The sequence below is a fragment of the Pseudoxanthomonas sp. F37 genome (genome assembly GCF_022965755.1).
In the GTDB taxonomy this organism is placed as follows: Bacteria; Pseudomonadota; Gammaproteobacteria; order Xanthomonadales; family Xanthomonadaceae; genus Pseudoxanthomonas_A.
In genome coordinates this window covers 2,569,801-2,587,749 of the sequence record NZ_CP095187.1, presented here as the reverse complement: position 1 = coordinate 2,587,749, position 17,949 = coordinate 2,569,801, and the positions used below count along the sequence as shown (strand labels likewise).

21 protein-coding genes are annotated in these 17,949 nt (G+C 69.1%); 8 read left to right on the top strand and 13 right to left on the bottom strand.

The annotated features are described in order from the left end of the window. Position 1 precedes the first annotated feature (1 nt). The 4 genes from MUU77_RS12140 to rlmJ all read right to left on the bottom strand — a co-directional run bounded on the left by MUU77_RS12140 (position 2) and on the right by rlmJ (position 2,853). On the bottom strand, positions 2-274 hold the full coding sequence (locus MUU77_RS12140) for a DUF4242 domain-containing protein (RefSeq protein ID WP_245087154.1): 273 nt from the start codon (positions 272-274) through the stop codon (positions 2-4). Positions 275-364: 90 nt separating this feature from the next. After that, a complete protein-coding gene (locus MUU77_RS12135) occupies positions 365-913 on the bottom strand; it encodes a GNAT family N-acetyltransferase (RefSeq protein WP_245087151.1) in 549 nt (182 codons plus the stop codon). Positions 914-968: 55 nt separating this feature from the next. Continuing rightward, on the bottom strand, positions 969-1,919 hold the full coding sequence (locus MUU77_RS12130) for a DUF808 domain-containing protein (RefSeq protein ID WP_245087148.1): 951 nt from the start codon (positions 1,917-1,919) through the stop codon (positions 969-971). Between the two features lie 76 nt (positions 1,920-1,995). After that, positions 1,996-2,853, bottom strand: a complete 858-nt coding sequence (gene rlmJ / locus MUU77_RS12125; protein WP_245087145.1) for a 23S rRNA (adenine(2030)-N(6))-methyltransferase RlmJ — start codon at positions 2,851-2,853, stop codon at positions 1,996-1,998. Here rlmJ and creB point away from each other — a divergent pair. Then, positions 2,852-3,562 (top strand): two-component system response regulator CreB, encoded by a 711-nt coding sequence (gene creB, locus MUU77_RS12120; RefSeq protein WP_245087142.1) that lies wholly within the window; start codon positions 2,852-2,854, stop codon positions 3,560-3,562. The genes rlmJ and creB overlap by 2 nt on opposite strands. A 3-nt stretch (positions 3,563-3,565) precedes the next feature. Beyond that, positions 3,566-5,005, top strand: a complete 1,440-nt coding sequence (creC, locus tag MUU77_RS12115; RefSeq protein WP_245087139.1) for a two-component system sensor histidine kinase CreC — start codon at positions 3,566-3,568, stop codon at positions 5,003-5,005. A 66-nt stretch (positions 5,006-5,071) separates the two neighbouring features. Here creC and MUU77_RS12110 read toward each other — a convergent pair whose 3' ends face one another. The 3 genes from MUU77_RS12110 to MUU77_RS12100 all read right to left on the bottom strand — a co-directional run bounded on the left by MUU77_RS12110 (position 5,072) and on the right by MUU77_RS12100 (position 9,467). Beyond that, the gene (locus MUU77_RS12110; protein ID WP_245087136.1) at positions 5,072-7,543 is read right to left on the bottom strand and encodes an XVIPCD domain-containing protein; all 2,472 of its coding nucleotides are present in this window, start codon (positions 7,541-7,543) and stop codon (positions 5,072-5,074) included. Positions 7,544-7,574: 31 nt separating this feature from the next. After that, the gene (locus tag MUU77_RS12105) at positions 7,575-8,471 is read right to left on the bottom strand and encodes a hypothetical protein (RefSeq protein WP_245087133.1); all 897 of its coding nucleotides are present in this window, start codon (positions 8,469-8,471) and stop codon (positions 7,575-7,577) included. A gap of 99 nt (positions 8,472-8,570) precedes the next feature. Further along, a complete protein-coding gene (locus MUU77_RS12100; RefSeq protein ID WP_245087130.1) occupies positions 8,571-9,467 on the bottom strand; it encodes a hypothetical protein in 897 nt (298 codons plus the stop codon). A gap of 229 nt (positions 9,468-9,696) precedes the next feature. On the opposite strand from MUU77_RS12100, the gene creD reads away from it, so the two are divergent. The 4 genes from creD (at position 9,697) to MUU77_RS12080 (ending at position 13,411) form a co-directional block, all read left to right on the top strand. Further along, positions 9,697-11,070, top strand: coding sequence for a cell envelope integrity protein CreD (creD, locus tag MUU77_RS12095; protein ID WP_245087127.1), 1,374 nt, complete (start codon positions 9,697-9,699; stop codon positions 11,068-11,070). A 7-nt stretch (positions 11,071-11,077) separates the two neighbouring features. Then, complete coding sequence (locus MUU77_RS12090; protein ID WP_245087124.1) at positions 11,078-11,566, top strand: hypothetical protein; 489 nt, start codon at positions 11,078-11,080, stop codon at positions 11,564-11,566. A 361-nt stretch (positions 11,567-11,927) separates the two neighbouring features. Further along, positions 11,928-12,533 carry a GNAT family N-acetyltransferase gene (locus MUU77_RS12085; RefSeq protein ID WP_245087121.1) on the top strand — a complete coding sequence of 202 codons (606 nt, stop codon included), beginning with the start codon at positions 11,928-11,930 and terminating at the stop codon, positions 12,531-12,533. Continuing rightward, positions 12,530-13,411 (top strand): carbon-nitrogen hydrolase family protein, encoded by an 882-nt coding sequence (locus MUU77_RS12080; RefSeq protein WP_245087119.1) that lies wholly within the window; start codon positions 12,530-12,532, stop codon positions 13,409-13,411. The genes MUU77_RS12085 and MUU77_RS12080 overlap by 4 nt, the downstream gene beginning before the upstream one ends. Before the next feature lie 100 nt (positions 13,412-13,511). Here the strand turns inward: MUU77_RS12080 and MUU77_RS12075 are convergent, their stop codons facing one another. The 3 genes from MUU77_RS12075 to MUU77_RS12065 all read right to left on the bottom strand — a co-directional run bounded on the left by MUU77_RS12075 (position 13,512) and on the right by MUU77_RS12065 (position 15,873). Then, a complete protein-coding gene (locus MUU77_RS12075) occupies positions 13,512-14,063 on the bottom strand; it encodes a phosphatase PAP2 family protein (protein WP_245087116.1) in 552 nt (183 codons plus the stop codon). Next, on the bottom strand, positions 14,041-15,186 hold the full coding sequence (locus MUU77_RS12070; protein WP_245087113.1) for a glycosyltransferase family 1 protein: 1,146 nt from the start codon (positions 15,184-15,186) through the stop codon (positions 14,041-14,043). The genes MUU77_RS12075 and MUU77_RS12070 overlap by 23 nt, the downstream gene beginning before the upstream one ends. 126 nt (positions 15,187-15,312) lie before the next feature. Next, a complete protein-coding gene (locus MUU77_RS12065; RefSeq protein WP_256452051.1) occupies positions 15,313-15,873 on the bottom strand; it encodes a helix-turn-helix domain-containing protein in 561 nt (186 codons plus the stop codon). Here MUU77_RS12065 and MUU77_RS12060 point away from each other — a divergent pair. Further along, positions 15,868-16,359 (top strand): DUF2938 domain-containing protein, encoded by a 492-nt coding sequence (locus MUU77_RS12060; protein WP_245087110.1) that lies wholly within the window; start codon positions 15,868-15,870, stop codon positions 16,357-16,359. The two genes, MUU77_RS12065 and MUU77_RS12060, sit on opposite strands and share 6 nt — an antisense overlap. 25 nt (positions 16,360-16,384) lie before the next feature. After that, a complete protein-coding gene (locus tag MUU77_RS12055; protein ID WP_245087107.1) occupies positions 16,385-16,609 on the top strand; it encodes a DUF2798 domain-containing protein in 225 nt (74 codons plus the stop codon). A gap of 68 nt (positions 16,610-16,677) precedes the next feature. Here the strand turns inward: MUU77_RS12055 and MUU77_RS12050 are convergent, their stop codons facing one another. The 3 genes from MUU77_RS12050 to MUU77_RS12040 all read right to left on the bottom strand — a co-directional run bounded on the left by MUU77_RS12050 (position 16,678) and on the right by MUU77_RS12040 (position 17,936). Beyond that, positions 16,678-17,118: a hypothetical protein gene (locus MUU77_RS12050; RefSeq protein WP_245087104.1), complete on the bottom strand. Its 441-nt coding sequence runs from the start codon at positions 17,116-17,118 to the stop codon at positions 16,678-16,680. 5 nt (positions 17,119-17,123) lie between these two features. Further along, positions 17,124-17,468 carry a YbjQ family protein gene (locus tag MUU77_RS12045; RefSeq protein ID WP_245094427.1) on the bottom strand — a complete coding sequence of 115 codons (345 nt, stop codon included), beginning with the start codon at positions 17,466-17,468 and terminating at the stop codon, positions 17,124-17,126. A gap of 102 nt (positions 17,469-17,570) precedes the next feature. Beyond that, positions 17,571-17,936, bottom strand: coding sequence for a cupin domain-containing protein (locus MUU77_RS12040; protein ID WP_245087101.1), 366 nt, complete (start codon positions 17,934-17,936; stop codon positions 17,571-17,573). Positions 17,937-17,949: the final 13 nt, after the last annotated feature.

Here is a 17,949-nt window from a genome sequence, read left to right as displayed (position 1 = left end):
ATCATTCCGCTGTCAGCGGGTCGATCACCTGGGCGACCACGGAAATGCGGTCGACGGGAAAGCCGCCACGGCGCGCGTGTTCCAGCACGAGGTCCTCGTTCGGTGCGCGGTAGACGCAATAGATCCTGTCGTCGGTCACGTAGCTGTGCTCCCACTGGATCTTCGGCCCCAGATCGTCCAGCACGCGGCAGGAGGTCTGCGAGACGGATCTGAGCTCGGCGGGGGTCATCAGGCCGGCGCCCTGGATGTCGCGTTCGATCAGGTAACGGGGCATGGCGATCTCCCGGCACGGTGGCGGGGGCCACGTCCTCACCCGATGACACGCGGTGAGCGGCCGGCGCGGGCCGACCGCCGGTCGGCGGCGTCAGGGCTCTTCGTTGAGGTCCAGCACCACGCGGACCAGGCCCGAGCCGTCGCCCTCGCGCACGCGCTTGAAGCCCAGCGACTGCGCCAGCGCCAGCATCGGCAGGTTGGTGTCCAGCACGTCGCCGTACAGGCGGTCCAGCTTCTTCGAGCGGGCCCACTTGGCCAGCTTGCGCATCAGGTGGCGGCCCAGGCCCTGGCCGGCGATGAAGTGGCTCACCAGGATGGCGAACTCGGCATCGCGCGTGCGCGATACCAGCGCCGCGCGCGCCACCGCACCCACCAGCGCTTCGCCCGGGGGCAGCGGCTCGGCGGCGACCAGGGCGAACTCCGTATTGGGGTCCGGATGGGTCAGGCGCTGCGCCATCTCCGGCGACAGTTCCTTCAGCGCGTAGAGGAACCGGTGACGGATCTCTTCCGGCCCCAGCAGGCCGAAGGCGCCCTGGATGGGGCCGGCATCTTCCGGACGGATCGGGCGGATCAGCAGTTCGCGCCCACTGGGCAGGCGGAAATGTTCATGCCAGGGCGGCAGGCGTTTCGGCGCGGTCATGGGGTGATGCTCGCATGAAATCCGGAAGCGCGGCGAGGGCCGGGCCGTCGCCGGTTCAGCCGGCGTGGCGTTTGCCGCGCAGGCGCGAGAAGGCGGTGACGACGGCCACGATCACGGCGCCGGCCACGATGCCCACGCCGGCGTTGAACAGGTTGCCCCACAGCCAGCCGAGGTCGCCCTCGGCGTGGGGCTGGATGAGGTGGTGCAGCGCGGGGATGCTGTGGACCAGGATGCCGCCGCCCACCAGGAACATCGCCGCGGTGCCGGCGATGGAGAGGAATTTCATCAGGTAGGGCGCGCTGTACAGGATGCCCCGCCCGAAGGCCCGCTTGAAGCGCGCCCAGCCGTTCTCGCGCGCGTCGGCGGTCAGCGCCAGGCCGGCGTCGTCCAGCTTCACGATGCCGCCCACCAGGCCATACACGCCCACGGTCATGATGGCCGCGATGGCGACCAGGGTCATGACCTGCTCGATGAAGGTGCGCCCGCCCAGGGTGCCCAGCGAGATGACGATGATCTCCGCCGACAGGATGAAGTCGGTGCGGATGGCGCCGCGGATCTTGTCCTTCTCGAACGCCACCATGTCGACCTTGGCGTCCTGCACCGCGGCCAGCCGCTTGGCATGCTCCTGCTCGTCCTCGCCCTTGTGCAGGAACTTGTGGGCCAGCTTCTCCACGCCCTCGAAGCAGAGGAAAGCGCCGCCCAGCATCATCAGCGGGGTGACCAGCGGGACGCTGTAGCCGCGCCCGTGCAGCCAGGTCTCCAGCGCGCTGATGGCCAGTGCGGCCGGCACCAGGATGGCCTTGTTGACCATCGAGCCCTTGGCCACCGCCCACACCACCGGCAGTTCGCGGTCGGCCTTCACGCCGGTCACCTGCTGCGCGTTGAGCGCCAGGTCGTCGCCCAGTACGCCCGCGGTCTTCTTCGCGGCCACCTTGGTCATCACGGACACGTCGTCCAGCAGGGTGGCGATGTCGTCGATCAGGGCGAACAGGCTGGATCCGGCCATGGAAGAAAGGTCGTCGGCAAGGGGAAGGGAAATTCTCGCACAGCACCCCGGCGGCACCGTGTGACGCGGGGACCCGTCAGGCGGGTGGGCGCAGCCACTCCAGCCGGTGGCTGGCGCCTGCTTCGCCCAGGGCGGTGGCCAGCACCGGCAATACCGGCGCCAGGGCCTGGTCCAACTGCCAGGGAGGATTGAGCACCAGCATGCCGCTGCCGGTCAGGCGCAGGGGCGAGTCGTCGGGGCGCACCTGCAACTCCGCCACGAACGCCCCCCGGGACGGCAGCGCCGCCGCCTTGCGGAAGAAAGGCTGCAGGCTGCGCCGCTGCTTGATCGGATACCAGACCGCATAGGTCGCGGCCGGCCAGCGCTCGAGCGCATCCCGCAGCGCGGCAATGACCTGCGGGTATTCGGCGTCCTGTGCTTCGTAGGGCGGATCGATCAGCACCAGCCCGCGCGCGATGCGCTGCGTGCCGGCGCGCGGCGGCAGCAACGCCTTCATCGCACCGTAGCCGTCGCGGGCATGTACGGCCACGCGCGGGTCGTGGGCGAACAGGTCCTTCAACGCGGCGGCTTCCTCCGGCTGCAGCTCGCAGGCGGCCAGCCGGTCCTGTGCCCGCATCGCCTGCGCGACCAGCAACGGCGAGCCGGGGTAGGCCACCAGCGCGCCGACCGGGTTGTTCGCCTGCACCGCGCGCAGGTAGGACTCGGCCAGTTCCGGCAGGTGGGGCGCATCGAGCAGCCGGAAGACCCCTTCGTCCGCCTCGGAGGTCTTGCGGCTCTCCGCCCCGCCCAGCAGGTAGCGGCCGCGGCCGGCATGCGTGTCCAGCACGAAGAACGGCGCGTCCTTGCGCTTCAGCGCATCGACCAGGGCCAGCAGCACGATGTGCTTGAGGACGTCGGCGTGGTTGCCTGCATGGAAGGCGTGGCGGTAATTCATGGCGCGCAGCATATATGCTTGCGCCATGCCCCGCGTACTGATTGCCGAAGACGAAGCCGCCATCGCCGACGCCGTGCTGTACGCGCTGCGCAGCGAAGGCATCGAGGCGGACCACTGCCTGCTCGCACGCGACGTGGCGCCGCGCGTGCGCGCCGGCGGCGTGGACGTGGTGGTGCTGGACGTGGGCCTGCCCGACGGCAGCGGGTTCGACGTGTGCCGCCAGTTGCGCGGCTTCAGCGACGTGCCGGTGATCTTCCTCACCGCCCGCAACGACGAGATAGACCGCGTGCTGGGGCTGGAACTGGGCGCCGACGACTACGTCACCAAGCCCTTTTCCCCCCGCGAGCTGGTGGCCCGGGTGCGTGCGCGCCTGCGCCGTGCCGGGGCTGGCCCCGCGGCGTCCACCGACCCGTGGGTGGTACGCGGCGCCTTCGCCATCGACCGCGAAGGCCACCGCATCCGCTACCGGCAGCAGCTGCTGGACCTGACCCGCTACGAATACGCCGTGCTGGACGCGCTGCTGCAGCGCCCGGGCGCCATCCTCAGCCGCGCGCAGCTGATGGACCGCGGCTGGGACAGCGATGCCGACAGCGCCGACCGCACCGTCGACACCCACGTGAAGACCCTGCGCGCCAAGCTGCGCGCGGCCGGGGCCGACCCCGACCCGATCCGCACGCATCGCGGACTGGGCTACGCCGTCGAGGCCTGACGCATGCGCCTGGGGTTGAAGCTCGTGCTCGGCTTCTTCCTGATCGTCGGCATCGCCGCGTTCTTCGTCATGCGCGTGTTCGTCAACGAAGTGAAGCCAGGCGTGCGCCAGGCGATGGAATCCACCCTGGTGGACGCCGCCAACCTGCTGGCCGAACTGGCCGCCGACGATCTGAAGGACGGGCGCATCGCCGGGGGGGCGTTCGCCCGCCACGTCGCGCTGGCCCAGCAGCGCGACCCGAAGGCCTGGGTATGGCGCTTCCAGAAGCGCTCGGTGGATTACCGGGTGACGGTCACCGACGCGCGCGGCACGGTGGTGTTCGACTCGCAGGGGCGCGATGTCGGGCGCGACAATTCGCGCTGGAACGACGTCTACCGCACCCTGCGCGGCGAGTACGGCGCACGCTCCAGCCCGGAAACCCCCGGCGACAACGCGCATACCGTCATGCACGTGGCCGCGCCCATCTACGACCCGGGCGATCGGGGCACGCTGCTGGGCGTGCTGACGCTGTCGCAGCCCAACCGCAGCATCGAGCCCTTCATCGTCGCCAGCCAGCGCAGCATCCTGCTGCGCGGCGCCTGGCTGATCGGCATCTCGGCGCTGATCGGCGTGCTGATGACGTGGTGGCTGGTGCGCGGCATCGGCGGCCTGAACCGTTACGCCCAGGCGGTCAGCGCCGGCGAGCCGGTGCCGCCGCCGCGGCTGCGCGCCGACGAGATCGGCGACCTCGGGCGCGCGCTGGAGACCATGCGCCGCAAGCTGGCCGGCAAGGCCTACGTGGAGCAGTACGTGCAATCGCTGACCCACGAGATGAAATCGCCGCTGGCCGCGATCCGCGGGGCGGCCGAACTGCTGCAGGAGCCGCTGCCGGAGGCCGAGCGGCAGCGTTTCGCGCGGCACATCCAGGCGCAGGAGCAGCGCCTGACCGAAACCATCGACAAGTTGCTCGCGCTGGCGGAAGTGGAGCAGCACGGCTGGCTGCAGCGGCGCGAGCGCATCGATGCCGGCGCGCTGGTGGAGCAGGTGGTGCAGGCCGTCGACGCCGGGCTGACCCCGCATGGGGTGCGGATCCAGCGCGCGCCGCCCGCGGGTACGTGGGCCGTGGAGGGCGACGCCTTCCTGCTGCGCCGAGCCCTGGGCAATCTGCTGGACAACGCGCTCGCGTTCTCGCCGCCTGGCGGTACGGTGGAGCTGGGTGTCGAACACGCGGACGGGCAGGTGCGCTTCATCGTGCGCGACCGCGGTCCCGGGATTCCGGACTATGCGTACGAACGCGTATTCGAACGCTTCTATTCGCTGCCGCGCCCGCACAGCGGCCAGCGCAGCTCCGGCCTGGGGCTGCCGTTCGTGCGCGAGGTCATGCGCCTGCACGGCGGCGAGGCGACGCTGCGCAACCGGCCCGAGGGCGGTGCCGAAGCCGTGCTGTCCCTGCCGGCGGTGTAATGGCGGTGTGCTCTGCCTTCGGCACCCGCGCTTACGTGCTTCCGGGCGGTGTCCACGCAGGTGACGTCACCCCATCCGCATGACGGGACCCTGCTGTTCGCGTTGCGATTCCGCCGTCTCCCGTTGCTGGGCCAGTGATTGATCGAGCCTGTCGTTCTGCTCAAGACTCTCGCGCAGGGCGGGCGCGGGCGCCGACAGGTCGATGGTGGCGCGGAAGCGGGCCGCGGAGCTGTCGACCAGCGACAGGCGGTCGCCATGGATCTCCACACCGCCCAGACGATCCGGGCCATCGATCCACGCCTGCCTGCGGCCCTCCACCATGGCCTGAAGCACACGCTCGTCGCCGATATGCGCGGGCACCCGGTCGCGGATGCGGTCGAAGAGCGCGCGATCCTGGGCCGGCAGTTGCGCCAGCGCCTGCAGATGCTCGCCGGTGCGTTCGGCAGCCGGAGCCCGGCTGACGTAATGCGGCGATCGCGCGGCCGACCAATCGTGGCTGTGCATCTCGACGGAGCGGGCCAGCGCCTCCCGGCTGTCGATCGGTACATGTCGCTCGGGCACGTCGTAACCGGCGCGCTCGATGATGTCGATGCGGCCTTGGGCGCCCAGCCGCAGTTTCACGGCGTCCAGCCGCAGGCCTTCCTGTTCGGCTTTGCATGCCAGCGCGGCGGCAAGCTGGTCGCTGTGCGGACCGGGCGGGATGTCGTGGTCGAATTCCATCCGCTGGACCGCATCCCGGGCCAGCAGGAACTGGCGATGGCCGGGGTGCGAGGCATCCTGGAGACTGGCCGGGACTTGCAGGCCGGGCGCCGGCAAGGCGTCTTCACGCAACGACTGCCGCTCCGGACGCTCCGCCTTGGGCAACCAGGGTTCGATCTCCGGCTCGCCCCTGATCAGGCCGGTGGCGCGATCCTGCTCGAGGTTGATGCGGGACCAGTAGGTGTCGACTTTCAACTGATCGGTCTCTGTGTCGAAAGCATCCTTGCGGATTCGCATCGCCGTCGACTTGGCCGTCACCTCCCACACGTTTTGTGGCGTCCAGTGGCCCTCCTGACGGATCGCCAAGTCGATACGCCGATCCACCAACGGCTGCGGATCTGATCCTTGCCCTTTCGCAATTCCGTGGGCCGAGGTCTTGACCTCGAAGATCTCCCACCTGTCGGTACGCGGATTGATCGCGACCACGTCGTTGCCGTGTCCGGAGTTGTTCTGGATCGGGACGATGTCGCGATAGCCCTTCTGCGCCAGGTCGTGGACCATGATCGCTTCGCCGATCTCACCGACTTCATGGCGCTTGAGTTCGCCGAGTGCCCGGCCGCCGACCGAGGCGGTCAGCGCCTGGTCGAAGGACACGTTCCGGAAATCGTCGAGGTTCTGGCGCGCCAGGTAGCCCAGTTCGCGCGGACGCAGCGCGCCGCTTTGCAGCAGTTCGTCCAGGTGTCCGGTCTGGCGCAGGCCATCGACCAGATCGCTCAGCTGACCCTGGCTGCGGCGCACGCCGGCCAGGCCATCGAGCATCAGGTCGGCGCTGTCGGCCGCAAGGCCGCCCTTGGCCTGCGCGCGGCGGATATCGTCGCCGACCTCGGTGAGTGCCTGGATTCCTTCCCTGCTCAACCTGCGAGCCGGACCGGCCGTGTGCAGCGGCACGCCATCGTCCAGCACGTCCGCCACCTTGGCGACCTTGGCCAGCTTCGGCAGTTTGCTGACCGGCACCAGTGCGGCAAGGATCTCCACGCCGGCCGCGCCCTCGGCCTGGCCGATGTACTCGGGCGCCTTGCCCTCGCGCGTGGCACGCTCCAGGCCCTGCTTCCATTCGTCCCACGCCTGCTTCGCGGCGCGGCTGGCGTCGTCCACCGGTTTGCCGGGGTCGTCCCAGACCTCGGCCGCGTACATCCCGGCCGCGCCGACGATCATGTTGCGGAAATCGCGATCGCGCGAGAAGCGCAGGGTGAAGCTGGCCAGATCGACCGTGTCGCCCAGCACCTGCAGACCCTGGCCGGTCGCCCCCTTCAGTGCGCCGTAGTTTTCCTGTGCCTCCCCGGCGACCTCGCCGGCGACATGCCCTGCGGCCCGCTGCAGGTAGCGATTGTCCGGGTTGTCACGGACCTGTTCGGCCCAGCGCCGGGCCTGCGCCAGGCCGTCGCTGATCGAGACGTCGGTGCGTTCCAGCGCCCGCGAGCCCATGTTCCAGGCCTCGCTCGCCGCTTCGGTCAAACGTTCCCAGTTCCGCTCCAGCCGGGAATCGGTCAGGTGGTTGGCGTCCAGCGCCTGCGCCAGACGCTCGGCGTCCCGCAGCCCCAACTGCCGGCCGAGTGCCTGCAACATCGGCTCCAGCTGTTCGCGCCCGTCCGGTCGCGCCATCGCAGGCGAGCCGGCGAGGGTCCGCGCCAGCGACGGCGCATCCAGGCCATCGATGCTCTGGTGCTGCTGGATCAGCAACTGCGCCTGGAACGCCGTCAGGTCGACATGCCCCTGGGCATCCGTTGCGACCGCCAGGGCGGCCAGTCGGGTGGCGCGCGACGGGTTCGGGTTTGTCATGGCTGCGCTCCTTGCAGAATGGCGTACTGCGTTATCGGAAGTCCGGGTAGTCCCTGTGCAACTGGGCCTCGACCCGCACCGTCAACGGATGGGGCTCGGCGTCGGGCAAGTCCTTGATCACGGCCCAGGGGCCGTCGACCAGCAGGTGGCCGGCCTCGAAGGCCGGCAGGCCATCGCGCCGACGCAGGGCCTGCACGGCCAGCAGCTCGGCCGGAAACAGGCGGTCGATGTCGTAGTTGAACTCGTAGAACGTCCTGCCCGTGCTGGCCTTGGCGCGGCTGATGTGGAAGTCGGCCGCCGCCTGCATCGCAGACCGGAAGATGGACTCGTCTTCCGTGTGCCAGGCGTCCAGAAGCTGTTGGTAGGGCTCGATCAACGGTCTGCAGGGTCGGAAACTCGTGGTGAGATCGAAAGCTTGAGCGAACAGGTCGATCAGGAAAACATCATGAGTACTGTGGTTGATGCGACGAGTGGCCGGCGGCTGGTTGACGCGTTGATCCTTCTCAGCCATCTGTATGAAGCGTTCGACGCAGATTCGGCCCAGAGCCCACTCGGACAGCGTCAAAACACTTGCCGCCTTCATGCTGTCAGAAAACTCGCTGGGCCAATCTCCATCGCCCGGATATTGCTCACTGAACATGCCGCTTCGACGTAGATCCAAAGCGCGGAAAGCTACCGCCCAGCGAAGGAGTCGGGCCAGATCGGCCGTGCACTTCCGCTTGTAGGCATCACAAGCGGCTATGCCGTAATAGTGTCCCAGGTCGTCCACAGGGTTGCCTCGCATCCTGGCGGGGCGTTCTTCGGCCGCCATCCACTCCTGCAAATGACTGGAGTACCGTTCGGGCATGGCTTGGCTGGAAGGATAGGTCAGCCATTCCTGACATTCCTTGAGCGTCTTCTTCAGCGAGGGGTGGTAGGCAAAGTCCATTGCGTTGTCACATTCCTAGCAGTGGGCGGCAGCCCGCCGCAGTATGCCGAAGTCGTGCTGATGTTCAATCGACCACGCGGCGCTCCACAGGCGCAGGCACTACCGGAAATCCGGATAGTCCCTGTGCAGCTGGGCCTCGACGCGCACCGTCAACGGATGGGGCTCGGCGTCGGGCAAGTCCTTGATCACGGCCCAGGGACCGTCGACCAGCAGGTGGCCGGCCTCGAAGGCGGCCAGGCCATCGCGCCGACGCAGGGCCTGTACGGCCAGCAGTTCTGCAGGGAAAAGGCGGTCCAATGCCGTGTCGAACTCATAGAACGTCTTGCCCGTGCTGGGCTTGGCGCGGCTGACATGGAAGTCGGCCGCTGCCTGCATTGCAGACTGGAAGATCGACTCATCTTGAGTGCGCCATGCGTCCAGAAGCTGTTGATAGGGCGCGATCAGCGGCTTGCGGGGCTGGAAACTGGTGGCGATATCGAACGCCTGCGAGAAAAGTCCGACCAGGAACACGTCGTTGGTGTCGTGGTTGATCCGACGGGTGGCTGGGGGCTGGTTCACCCGCTCGTCCTTCTCGGCCATCTCGATGAAGCGCTGCGCGCAAATCCGGCTCAGGTTCCACTTGGAGAGCATCGTGGGGCCGGCTGCCTTCATGCTGTCCCAAAACTCGCTCGGCCAGTTTCCCAGATCGGGGCGGCGTTCACTGAACATGCCACGATGTCTCAGATCGAGAGCACGTAGCGCCACGGCCCAGTGCAGGAATTGCACCAGATCCTGGAGATCTTTTCGCCCATAGGCGGCGCAAGCGGCCATGCCGTAGTAATGAGCGAGATCGGCTACGGGGTTGCCCTGCATCCTGGCCGGACGCGTCGGTGCATCCAACCACGTTTGCAGATCAGCCGAATACTCGACCGGCCTCTCAGGGTTGCCCGGATAAGCCAGCCATTCCTGACATTCCTCAAGCGTCTTCTTCAGCGAGGGGTGGTAGGCAAAGTCCATTGCGGGGTGACGCTCCAGTCGGTGGGTCGCGTGGCAGCGGCGATCAGCCGAAGTATGCCAAGGTCGGGGCGGGGTTCAACCCAACGGGCGGAGCTCCGGGCGCGGGCGATGTCATCTGCGGTAGGGCGCGATCACAGGGGTGGCCACTTCACACAGCCTTCAAACAGGCCACCTGCCCGTTGCACACGGGCACTGGACGATGCACGGCGTATCCAACCGGGGCATCGACATGAAGTCATTGAAACTGCTGTTGCGTTTCCTCACCGTGGGCGGGCTGGTCCTGCTGCTGCTCATTCCGCTGCTGATGATCCGCGGCGTCATCCAGGACCGCGAACGCTACCGCGCGGTGGCGGAAGCACGCGTTTCCCAAAGCATGGCCGGGGCGCAGCAGGTCGTGGGGCCGCTGCGCGTCGTGCCCTGGCGCGAGGAGCGCCTGGTCAATGCGCTGAACGAGGACGGCAAGCCCGAAGTGCGTCGGGACGTGAAGGAGGGCTATCTGCTGCAGACCCCGGCGACCCTGACGGTGGACGGGCAGCTGCAGCCCGGGGAACGGCGCATCGGCCTGTACTCGGTGAACGTGTACGAGTGGAAGGCCGCGATGAAGGCGGGCTTCGCGCCGCTGCAGGTGCCGCAGGCCGACGGGCGCATCTACGGCCAGCCCTACGTGGTGGTCGGCATGGCGGACGTGCGCGGACTGGTCGGCACCCCTTCGCTGAAGGTCGATGGCGTGCCACGCACGCTGGCCGCCGGCACGGGCGCGATGGCCTCGCGGATGGAGGGCGTCCACGCGCTGCTGGACGCCCCGGGCGGCTCCTTGCCCGCCAGCAACCTGCGCCTGGAGATGGCGCTGGCGGGCACGCAGACCCTCGGCATCGCGCCCATCGCCGACAGCAACGACATCGCGGTCCGTTCGCCGTGGCGGCAGCCGCTGTTCGGTGGCCGGTTCCTGCCCAATGCGAAGACGCTGGACGAGCGCGGCTTCACCGCGCGCTGGCAGGTGTCGTCGCTGGCCAGCGCGGCGCAGAGCCAGCTGGAGTCGGCGTCCGGCAAGCTGACCCAGGCGCCTTCGCTGCGCGTCTCGCCGGAGGGCTTGGGTGAGGGGGCGGGCGGCGACACCGCCATCGACAGCGCAGTGGTCAGCCTGGCCGATACGGTCGACGTCTACACCCAGGTGGACCGGGCCAGCAAGTACGGCATCCTGTTCGTGGTGCTGACCTTCGTGGGGTTTGCCCTGTTCGAACTGATCAAGCGCCTGCCGATCCATCCGCTGCAGTACCTGCTGGTCGGCCTGGCGCTGGCGATCTTCTTCCTGCTGCTGCTCAGCCTGTCCGAGCACATCGCTTTCTGGCAGGCCTATCTGGTGTCCGCCGCCGCGTGCATCGGGCTGCAGTTCTTCTACCTGTCCGGCGTGCTGAAGAGCTGGCTGCGCGCGGCCGGCTTCGCGACCATGCTGACGGCCCTGTACGGCGTGCTGTACATCCTGCTGAAATCGGAGAACAACGCGCTGCTGATGGGCTCGCTGCTGCTGTTCGGTATCCTGGCGGCGATCATGTGGGTGACCCGCAAGGTGGACTGGTACGCGCTGGGCACCGAGTTGCGTTGAGGCGGCCATGAATCGGGTGCGCGTCTATCGTCGGGCGCAGCAGTTGCTGCCTGCCGCCATCCACACCGTCGGCCTGCACGGTGTGGCGATATCGACCGGGCAGCTGCGGTGCATGCTGTTCGGCCCGCTGTCGGGACGCGAGGCGCATGGCGCGGTGGCGCTGGAGCTGGCACGCCGTGCGGCCGACGCGATCCGGTACCAGGGCCTGGCCTATTTCGATGGGGCGACATGCTCGCGCGGCGCACTGTCCGGTGGCGCACCGTCGCACTACGAAGCCTGGCGGCGCCTGTCGTCGGACGGGCAGTGCGGAAACCCTGTCGACTGCGGCGAATGGATCGGCGTGGCGCGCGAGGGCGTCGCGCCGGGACGGTGGTGCACGGTGGAGGCGTCCTGGAGCGAGGGCGCCTACCTCACCCGGGAAGTGGGCCGGGATGCCTGGCTCGCGGTATTGCCGAGCGCACGCCTGGTCGTCTACGGCTGGCAGGATCGCGGATGACGCTCCTGCTGGCCGCCATGGTGGCGTTCGCTTTTCCGCTGGGCCTCATCGCGCGGGTGGCGGCCGTTGCCGGCTGCTTCTTGCGGCCGCCGCAGCCGCTCGTGCTGCCGGCAACGGCCCAGGGGCGTCGGGTGTCTCTGCAAGCGGCTTGCCGCGGGCGAGAGCGTGGCTCCCGCGATGATCCTGCCGCGGCTCCTGGCGCTTCTGGCCGCGGTCTGGGCGAGCATCGCGGTACGCGAGGGGATGCAACGGGTATCGGCTCGGAGCTGGGGACGCAGGCCGGTGGGACTAGCGCGCAACCGACGGAACCGGGCACGGACGCTGCCTCGCCGTGGCCGATGGCGTGCGCTAGAGTTCGCCGATGACCTCTGCGCACACCATCGGCCTCTTCCGCGGGCCGGAGATCACCCCTTGGCTGGAGGATGTCGCACGCCTGCGCGCCGCGGTGTTTCGCGATTGGCCCTACCTGTACGAGGGCGACCCAGGGTATGAGCGCGACTACCTCGCCGCCTATGCCGCTTCGTCCGAAAGCGTGTTCGTGCTGGCGATGGAGGACGGGCAGGTGATCGGCGCCTCCACCGGCCTGCCGCTGATGGACGATGCCGAAGCCTTCCGCCAGCCGTTCGTCGACGGCGCCATCGATCCGGAGGACGTCTTCTATTTCGGCGAATCGGTGCTGTTGCCGGCGTACCGCGGCTTCGGGATAGGCCATGCCTTCTTCGATCATCGCGAGGCGCATGCGCGCGCATTGGGACGCTTTGCGTGCGCGGCGTTCTGCGCCGTTGATCGCGCCGACGACGATCCACGCAGGCCGGCCGATCATCGTGGCAACGAGATGTTCTGGCGCAAGCGCGGCTACGAGCGGCGCCCCGGCATGACGATGCGTTTGTCGTGGCGCGAGGTCGGCCAGGGCGAAGTCGACCATGCGCTGACGTTCTGGCTGCGCCCGCTGGAGGTCGCGCGATGAAGGTCGCCGTGGCCAAGTATCCGATCCAGGCGCCCGTGGATTTCACTGCGTTCGCCCAGCGCCAGGCAGCCGTGCTGGGCCAGGCCGCCGCGCAGGGCGCGCGCATCGCCGTACTGCCCGAATACCTGTCGCTGGAACTGGCCGCCAGCTTCGACGACGCCACCCGGGCCGACCTGCACGCCTCCCTGGCCGCGCTCCAGCGTTATCGCGACGACTGGCTGGCGTTGTATGCGCGGCTGGCAGCGTCGCTGGACATGTACGTGGTGGCCGGTACCTTCCTGCTGGGGCAGGGTGATGGCCGCTATCGCAACCGCTGCGACGTGTTCACCCCGCATGGCAGCCACCTCTGGCAGGACAAGCTGCAGCTCACCGGATTCGAAAAGGACCTCGGCGTGATCGAGGGCGGCGATGCGCTGAAGGTGTTCGAGCTGGAGGGCGTGCGCGCCGGCGTGGCCGTCTGTTACGACAGCGAATTCCCGCTGCCCGTGCATGCGCAGGCCGAAGCCGGCGCGCGCCTGCTGCTGGTGCCCAGCTGCACCGACACCCAGGCCGGCGCGACCCGCGTGCGCGTGGGGTGCCTGGCGCGCGCGCTGGAGAACCGCATGTTCGTGGCGCAGTCGGTGACGGCGGGCGAAGCGCCGTGGAACCCGGCGCTCGACGTCAACACGGGCGAGGCCGCGATCTTCGCGCCGATGGACCGCGGCCTGCCCGCGGACGGGGTGGTGGCGCAAACGGTGGGCAACCAGGCCTGGGCGATCGCCGACCTGGACCTCGATGCGCTCGACCGCAGCCGGGCCGAGGCCCAGGTGGCCAATGATCGCGACTGGATGGGCCAGCTGAAGCCCGCCCTCGCACGCGCCAAGCTTCAGGCGTTGTAGCGGCGCCCTCGCGCGCGGCGATTTCCGGACACCCCCGCGCCCCGGTATTGCTCGTGCGCTGCCTGCGCGGTTTCCGGACGGCCTTGCCGCGCCGCTCGCCTTATCCCAGCAGGCTGACGCCGGGCACCAGCCAGATCGACAGCCCGGCCAGGGCCGAGCCGATGGCGGTCGCCGCCAGCACATCGCTGGGGTAGTGCAGGCCCAGCACCACCCGCGAGGCGGCCACGCACCCTGCGAACGGGATCAGCAGGGGCGCCAGCATGGGGTAGTGCGCCAGCGCCACCAGGGTGAAGGCCACCGCATGCAGCGTGTGTCCGGAGGGGAAGCTGAATTCGTCCAGTGGTGCGATCCAGGCGCGGATGCGCACGTCGGAGGCGAACGGGCGCGGCCGGCGCGTCCAGCGCTTCAGCGCCTTGTACAGCGTCAGTGCGATCACGCCGGTGGCGGCCAGGTGCGCGGACGCGGCCAGGCCCTCCAGCCCGTCCGCCACGATCAGCGCCGCCATCAGCACGTACCAGAACACGCCGTCGCCCAGCCGGCTGACGATGGCGAAGAAGTGGCGCACCCCGCGCCATTCGCCCCAGCGGTTGGCGCGCAGGCACCAGCCGGCGTCCCGGCCGATCAAGGCATTACGCGGCGGCGATGGACGCATGGTGGCTTCTCCGGGTCAGGGCGAGATCGGTCAGCAGGGCATCGAAATCGGCGGCCACCTGCTCGGGGCGCAGGGCGCCCATCGCGGCGACGGCGGCTGTCCCCATCGTGCGGCGCACGGCCGGGTCGGCGGCCAGTCGCAGGGCAGCGGCGATGAACGCCTCGTCGTCGTCCACCGCCGCGCCATGCACGCCATCGCGCAGATGCTCGCGTGCGGCGCCGTAGTTGAAGGCCACCGTCGGCACGCCGCTGGCCATCGCCTCCAGGGTGACGTTGCCGAAGGTTTCGCTGTGGCTGGAAAACAGGAACAGGTCGCCGCTGGCGAAGTGGCGCGCCAGCGCTTCGCCGCGCTGCACGCCGCAGAAGACGAAGTCCGGATGCGCCTGCGCCAGCCGTTCGCGCAGCGGGCCATCGCCCACCCACACGAACCTTGCCGTCGGCTGCTGCCGCCGGATCGCGTCGAAGGCCCGGATCGACAGGTCCAGGTTCTTCTCCGCCGCGATGCGGCCCACGTAGATCACCGCCAGGTCGTCCGGCCCCAGGCCCCACTGCGCGCGCAGCGCCTGGTCGCGGCGCGCCGGGCTGAAGTGCTGCGCGTCCACCGCGCGCGCCAGGCGCACCGCGTGATGGAAGCCCTGTGCCTGCAGGAAGTCCGCCAGTTCGCGCGTCGGCACCAGCGTGGCCTGCGCGCCATTGTGGAAGCGCCGCATCCAGCGCAGCGCGGTGTGCTGCAGGAAGCGCACGCCGTAGTCGCGCATGTACTCGTCGAAGCGCGTATGGAAGCCGGTGGCCACCGGGATGCCCAGGCGACGCGCCGCGCGCACGGCCGACCAACCCAAAGGGCCTTCCGTGGCCACGTAGACCGCATCCGGTGGGGATTCCTTCCACAGCGCGAGCAGGCGCCGGGTGGCCGGCAAGCCGAATTTCAGGCCGGGATAGCGCGGCAGGCTGGCCCCGCGCACCAGCAGCGTGTCATCGGCCGCCTCTGCGTCGACCGCCTGACGGGGCCGTACCAGCGAGACGGCGTGCCCGCGCTGGCGCAGGCCGGTTTCCAGCCCCTGCACGGTGAGGGCCACGCCGTTGACTTCCGGCGGGTACGTCTCGGTGACGATGGCAAAGCGCATGCGCAGCTCCACGTTTTGCGCATGCTGGGGGCGGCAGATGTAGTGGATGTGTCGGATCGGTGACCGTGCGATGACGGTGTGCGCCGGCACCGAATCCGGGCCGACGTTCGACGTATCGCGACGCGCTCAGGCGGGTGTGGCCGGACGATGGGCAGCCTTGCGCGTCGGCCGGCGGGGTCCGCCTGCCTTGCCTCGGGGTGATTGGGCAGTGGCCTGGCCCAGCAGGGCGCGGAACCGGGGGCATTCGAAATGGCTGGGGGCAGAGCAGGCGGCGGCGTGTTTGAGCCCGTCGCGCATGGCCGTCAGGCGAAGGATCATCGCGTCCAGTTCGCGCGCCTTGGTGCGCAGGGCGCGGCGATCGATGTCGGGCCGGCCATCGGCACCGAACATGGCCGCGATCTCGTCCAGCGAGAACCCCGCCGTCTGCCCCAACGCGATCAGCGCCAGGCGCTCCAGCACGCCAGGGTGGAAGGTGCGGCGCAGGCCGCGCCGACCGTCCGATGCGATCAGGCCCCTCTGCTCGTAGTAGCGCAGGGCCGACGCCGGCACGCCGGACCGCTTTGCGACCTCGCCTATGTCCATCGCGTCCCCGCTTGACTTGAAGTTGACTTGAAGTGGCATGGTGCGCGCAACGGTCGAACGGCGCAAGCCGGCGCCGGACCGATTCACGAGGACATCGACATGCATGCCTGGACTTCGACCCTGCTCATCGGCATTGGCGCCACGTTCACGATGGATGCGTGGGGCGTGCTGCGTCGACGCTTTTTCGGCGTGCCGGCCCCCGACTATGCCCTGGTCGGGCGTTGGCTGGGCCATATGCCGATGGGCCGGTTCCGCCACGACGCCATCGCCCGAAGTCCTGCCGTCCGTGGGGAGCGCGCGCTGGGGTGGTGCATGCACTACCTCACCGGCGTGCTTTTTGCCGCGGTACTCCCCATGGTCTGGGGCATCGCGTGGCTGCGTCATCCCACGCCGGGGCCTGCGCTGCTCGTCGGTGTGATCACCGTTGCCGCGCCCTTCCTGCTGATGCAGCCGGGCATGGGGGCCGGCATTGCGGCGTCCAGGACCGCGCGCCCGTCCATGGCGCGCGCCCACAGCCTGCTGAATCACCTCGTGTTCGGAGCGGGGCTCTACGTGTCGGCCCTGCTACTGCATTCGGTCCCTTCCTTCTGATCCACCCATCCCAAAGGAGTCTTCCATGCGCATTCCCGCCCGTTTCGCGCCGTTGCTGTTCGGTGCGCTGCTGTCCGCCATCATGGTGTCGCTGGTGTCGGCGTTCGTGCTGCTGGTGAACCAAGGTTTCCATGCCGGGTTCCTGGCGACCTGGGCGCGCAGTTGCGCCACCACCTGGCCGGTGGCGTTCGCCGCGGTCACCTTGCTGGCGCCCTGGGTCCGCCGGATCGTCGCCAGGCTGACAGCCTGACCCGCGCACGCCTGGGCGCGCTGCTCACGCCACGCGAGGTCCGCATGCGGCCCGCCATGGCCGCTTCCTCACCACGCAAACCCCTCTTTCCAATCCTCCGGCGGTAACCAGGTGGTCTGGTCCGGCGAAGGGGCATCGATCCGGCCCGCCGCGACGCTGCGCGCCACCTGCGGTTCGATGTCCGAGAAGCGGGCGGCGCGCGAGCCGATGCCGGCGCCGATCAGGTTGCTGTGGACGTCCATGGCGTTGGAGCGTCTGCCCTGCCGCTCCATCACGCCGTTGACCAGGTCAATCGCGCGAGCGTCGAGCGTATGGGCCACGACCGCACTGGCGAGCGTATGCCGGTAGGCATCCAGCGGTCCGTGCCGCCCACCCGGCAGCGGGCTCCGCAGGACATGGGTCCACGTGTACGTCAGGACGAACGTGGGATACGCCGCCAGGATCAGGCCGGCCAGCACGAGCCTGCGCAGCCACGCGCGCTTGCACGTCCCTGGCGTCGTGGGTGCCATCGGAGTCAGCCGTCCTGCGGTTCGACCACCACCGCCGTGCCATAGCACAGCACCTCGGTCAGGCCGGCCATCACGTCGGTGGCGTCGTAGCGCACGGCGATGATCGCATTGGCGCCCAGCTGGCGGGCATGATGGAGCATGTCCCGATAGGTCTGGTCGCGCGCCTGTTCGCACAGTTCGGTGTAGATGGTGATGTTGCCGCCGAAAAGCGCCTGCAGGCCGCCCAGGAAGTTGCCCACGATCGATCGCGACCGCACGGTGATGCCGCGCACCACGCCCAGGTTGCGGCGGATGCGGTAGCCGGGAAGTTCCAGCGCGGTCGTCACCATCGCCTCGTCCAGGGGGCGCATCCGGGCGCCGGACGATGCCGGGATGGCTGCGTGAGCGGGAGACGAGTTGTAGGGATCGGTCATGGTGCATCCGGCAGGTGGCGGGGGACAGCGACAGGAGAATCAGATCCAGACATCGTTGGGCGCGGTGTAGGCGCCGCCGGCGTCGCCGGTATTGATCACGCCGCGGGGCTCGACCAGCCTGATGCTGCATTCTTCGCGGGCGACCGGCCGGTGCTCGACGCCCCGCGGTACCACGTACATCTCGCCGGCGGCCAGCGGCACGGCGCCGTCCCGGAACTCGAGCGTCATTTCGCCCGACAGCACGATGAAGACTTCGTCGGTCTGCTCATGCGCATGCCACACGAACTCGCCCAGGATCTTGGCCAGTTTGAACTGGTAGTCGTTCATTTCGGCCACGACCCGGGGCGACCAGTGTTCCGAGAAGCCGCCCAGCTTGGCCTGCAGGTTGATGGCGGTATGCGGCATGGAGACTCCTGCG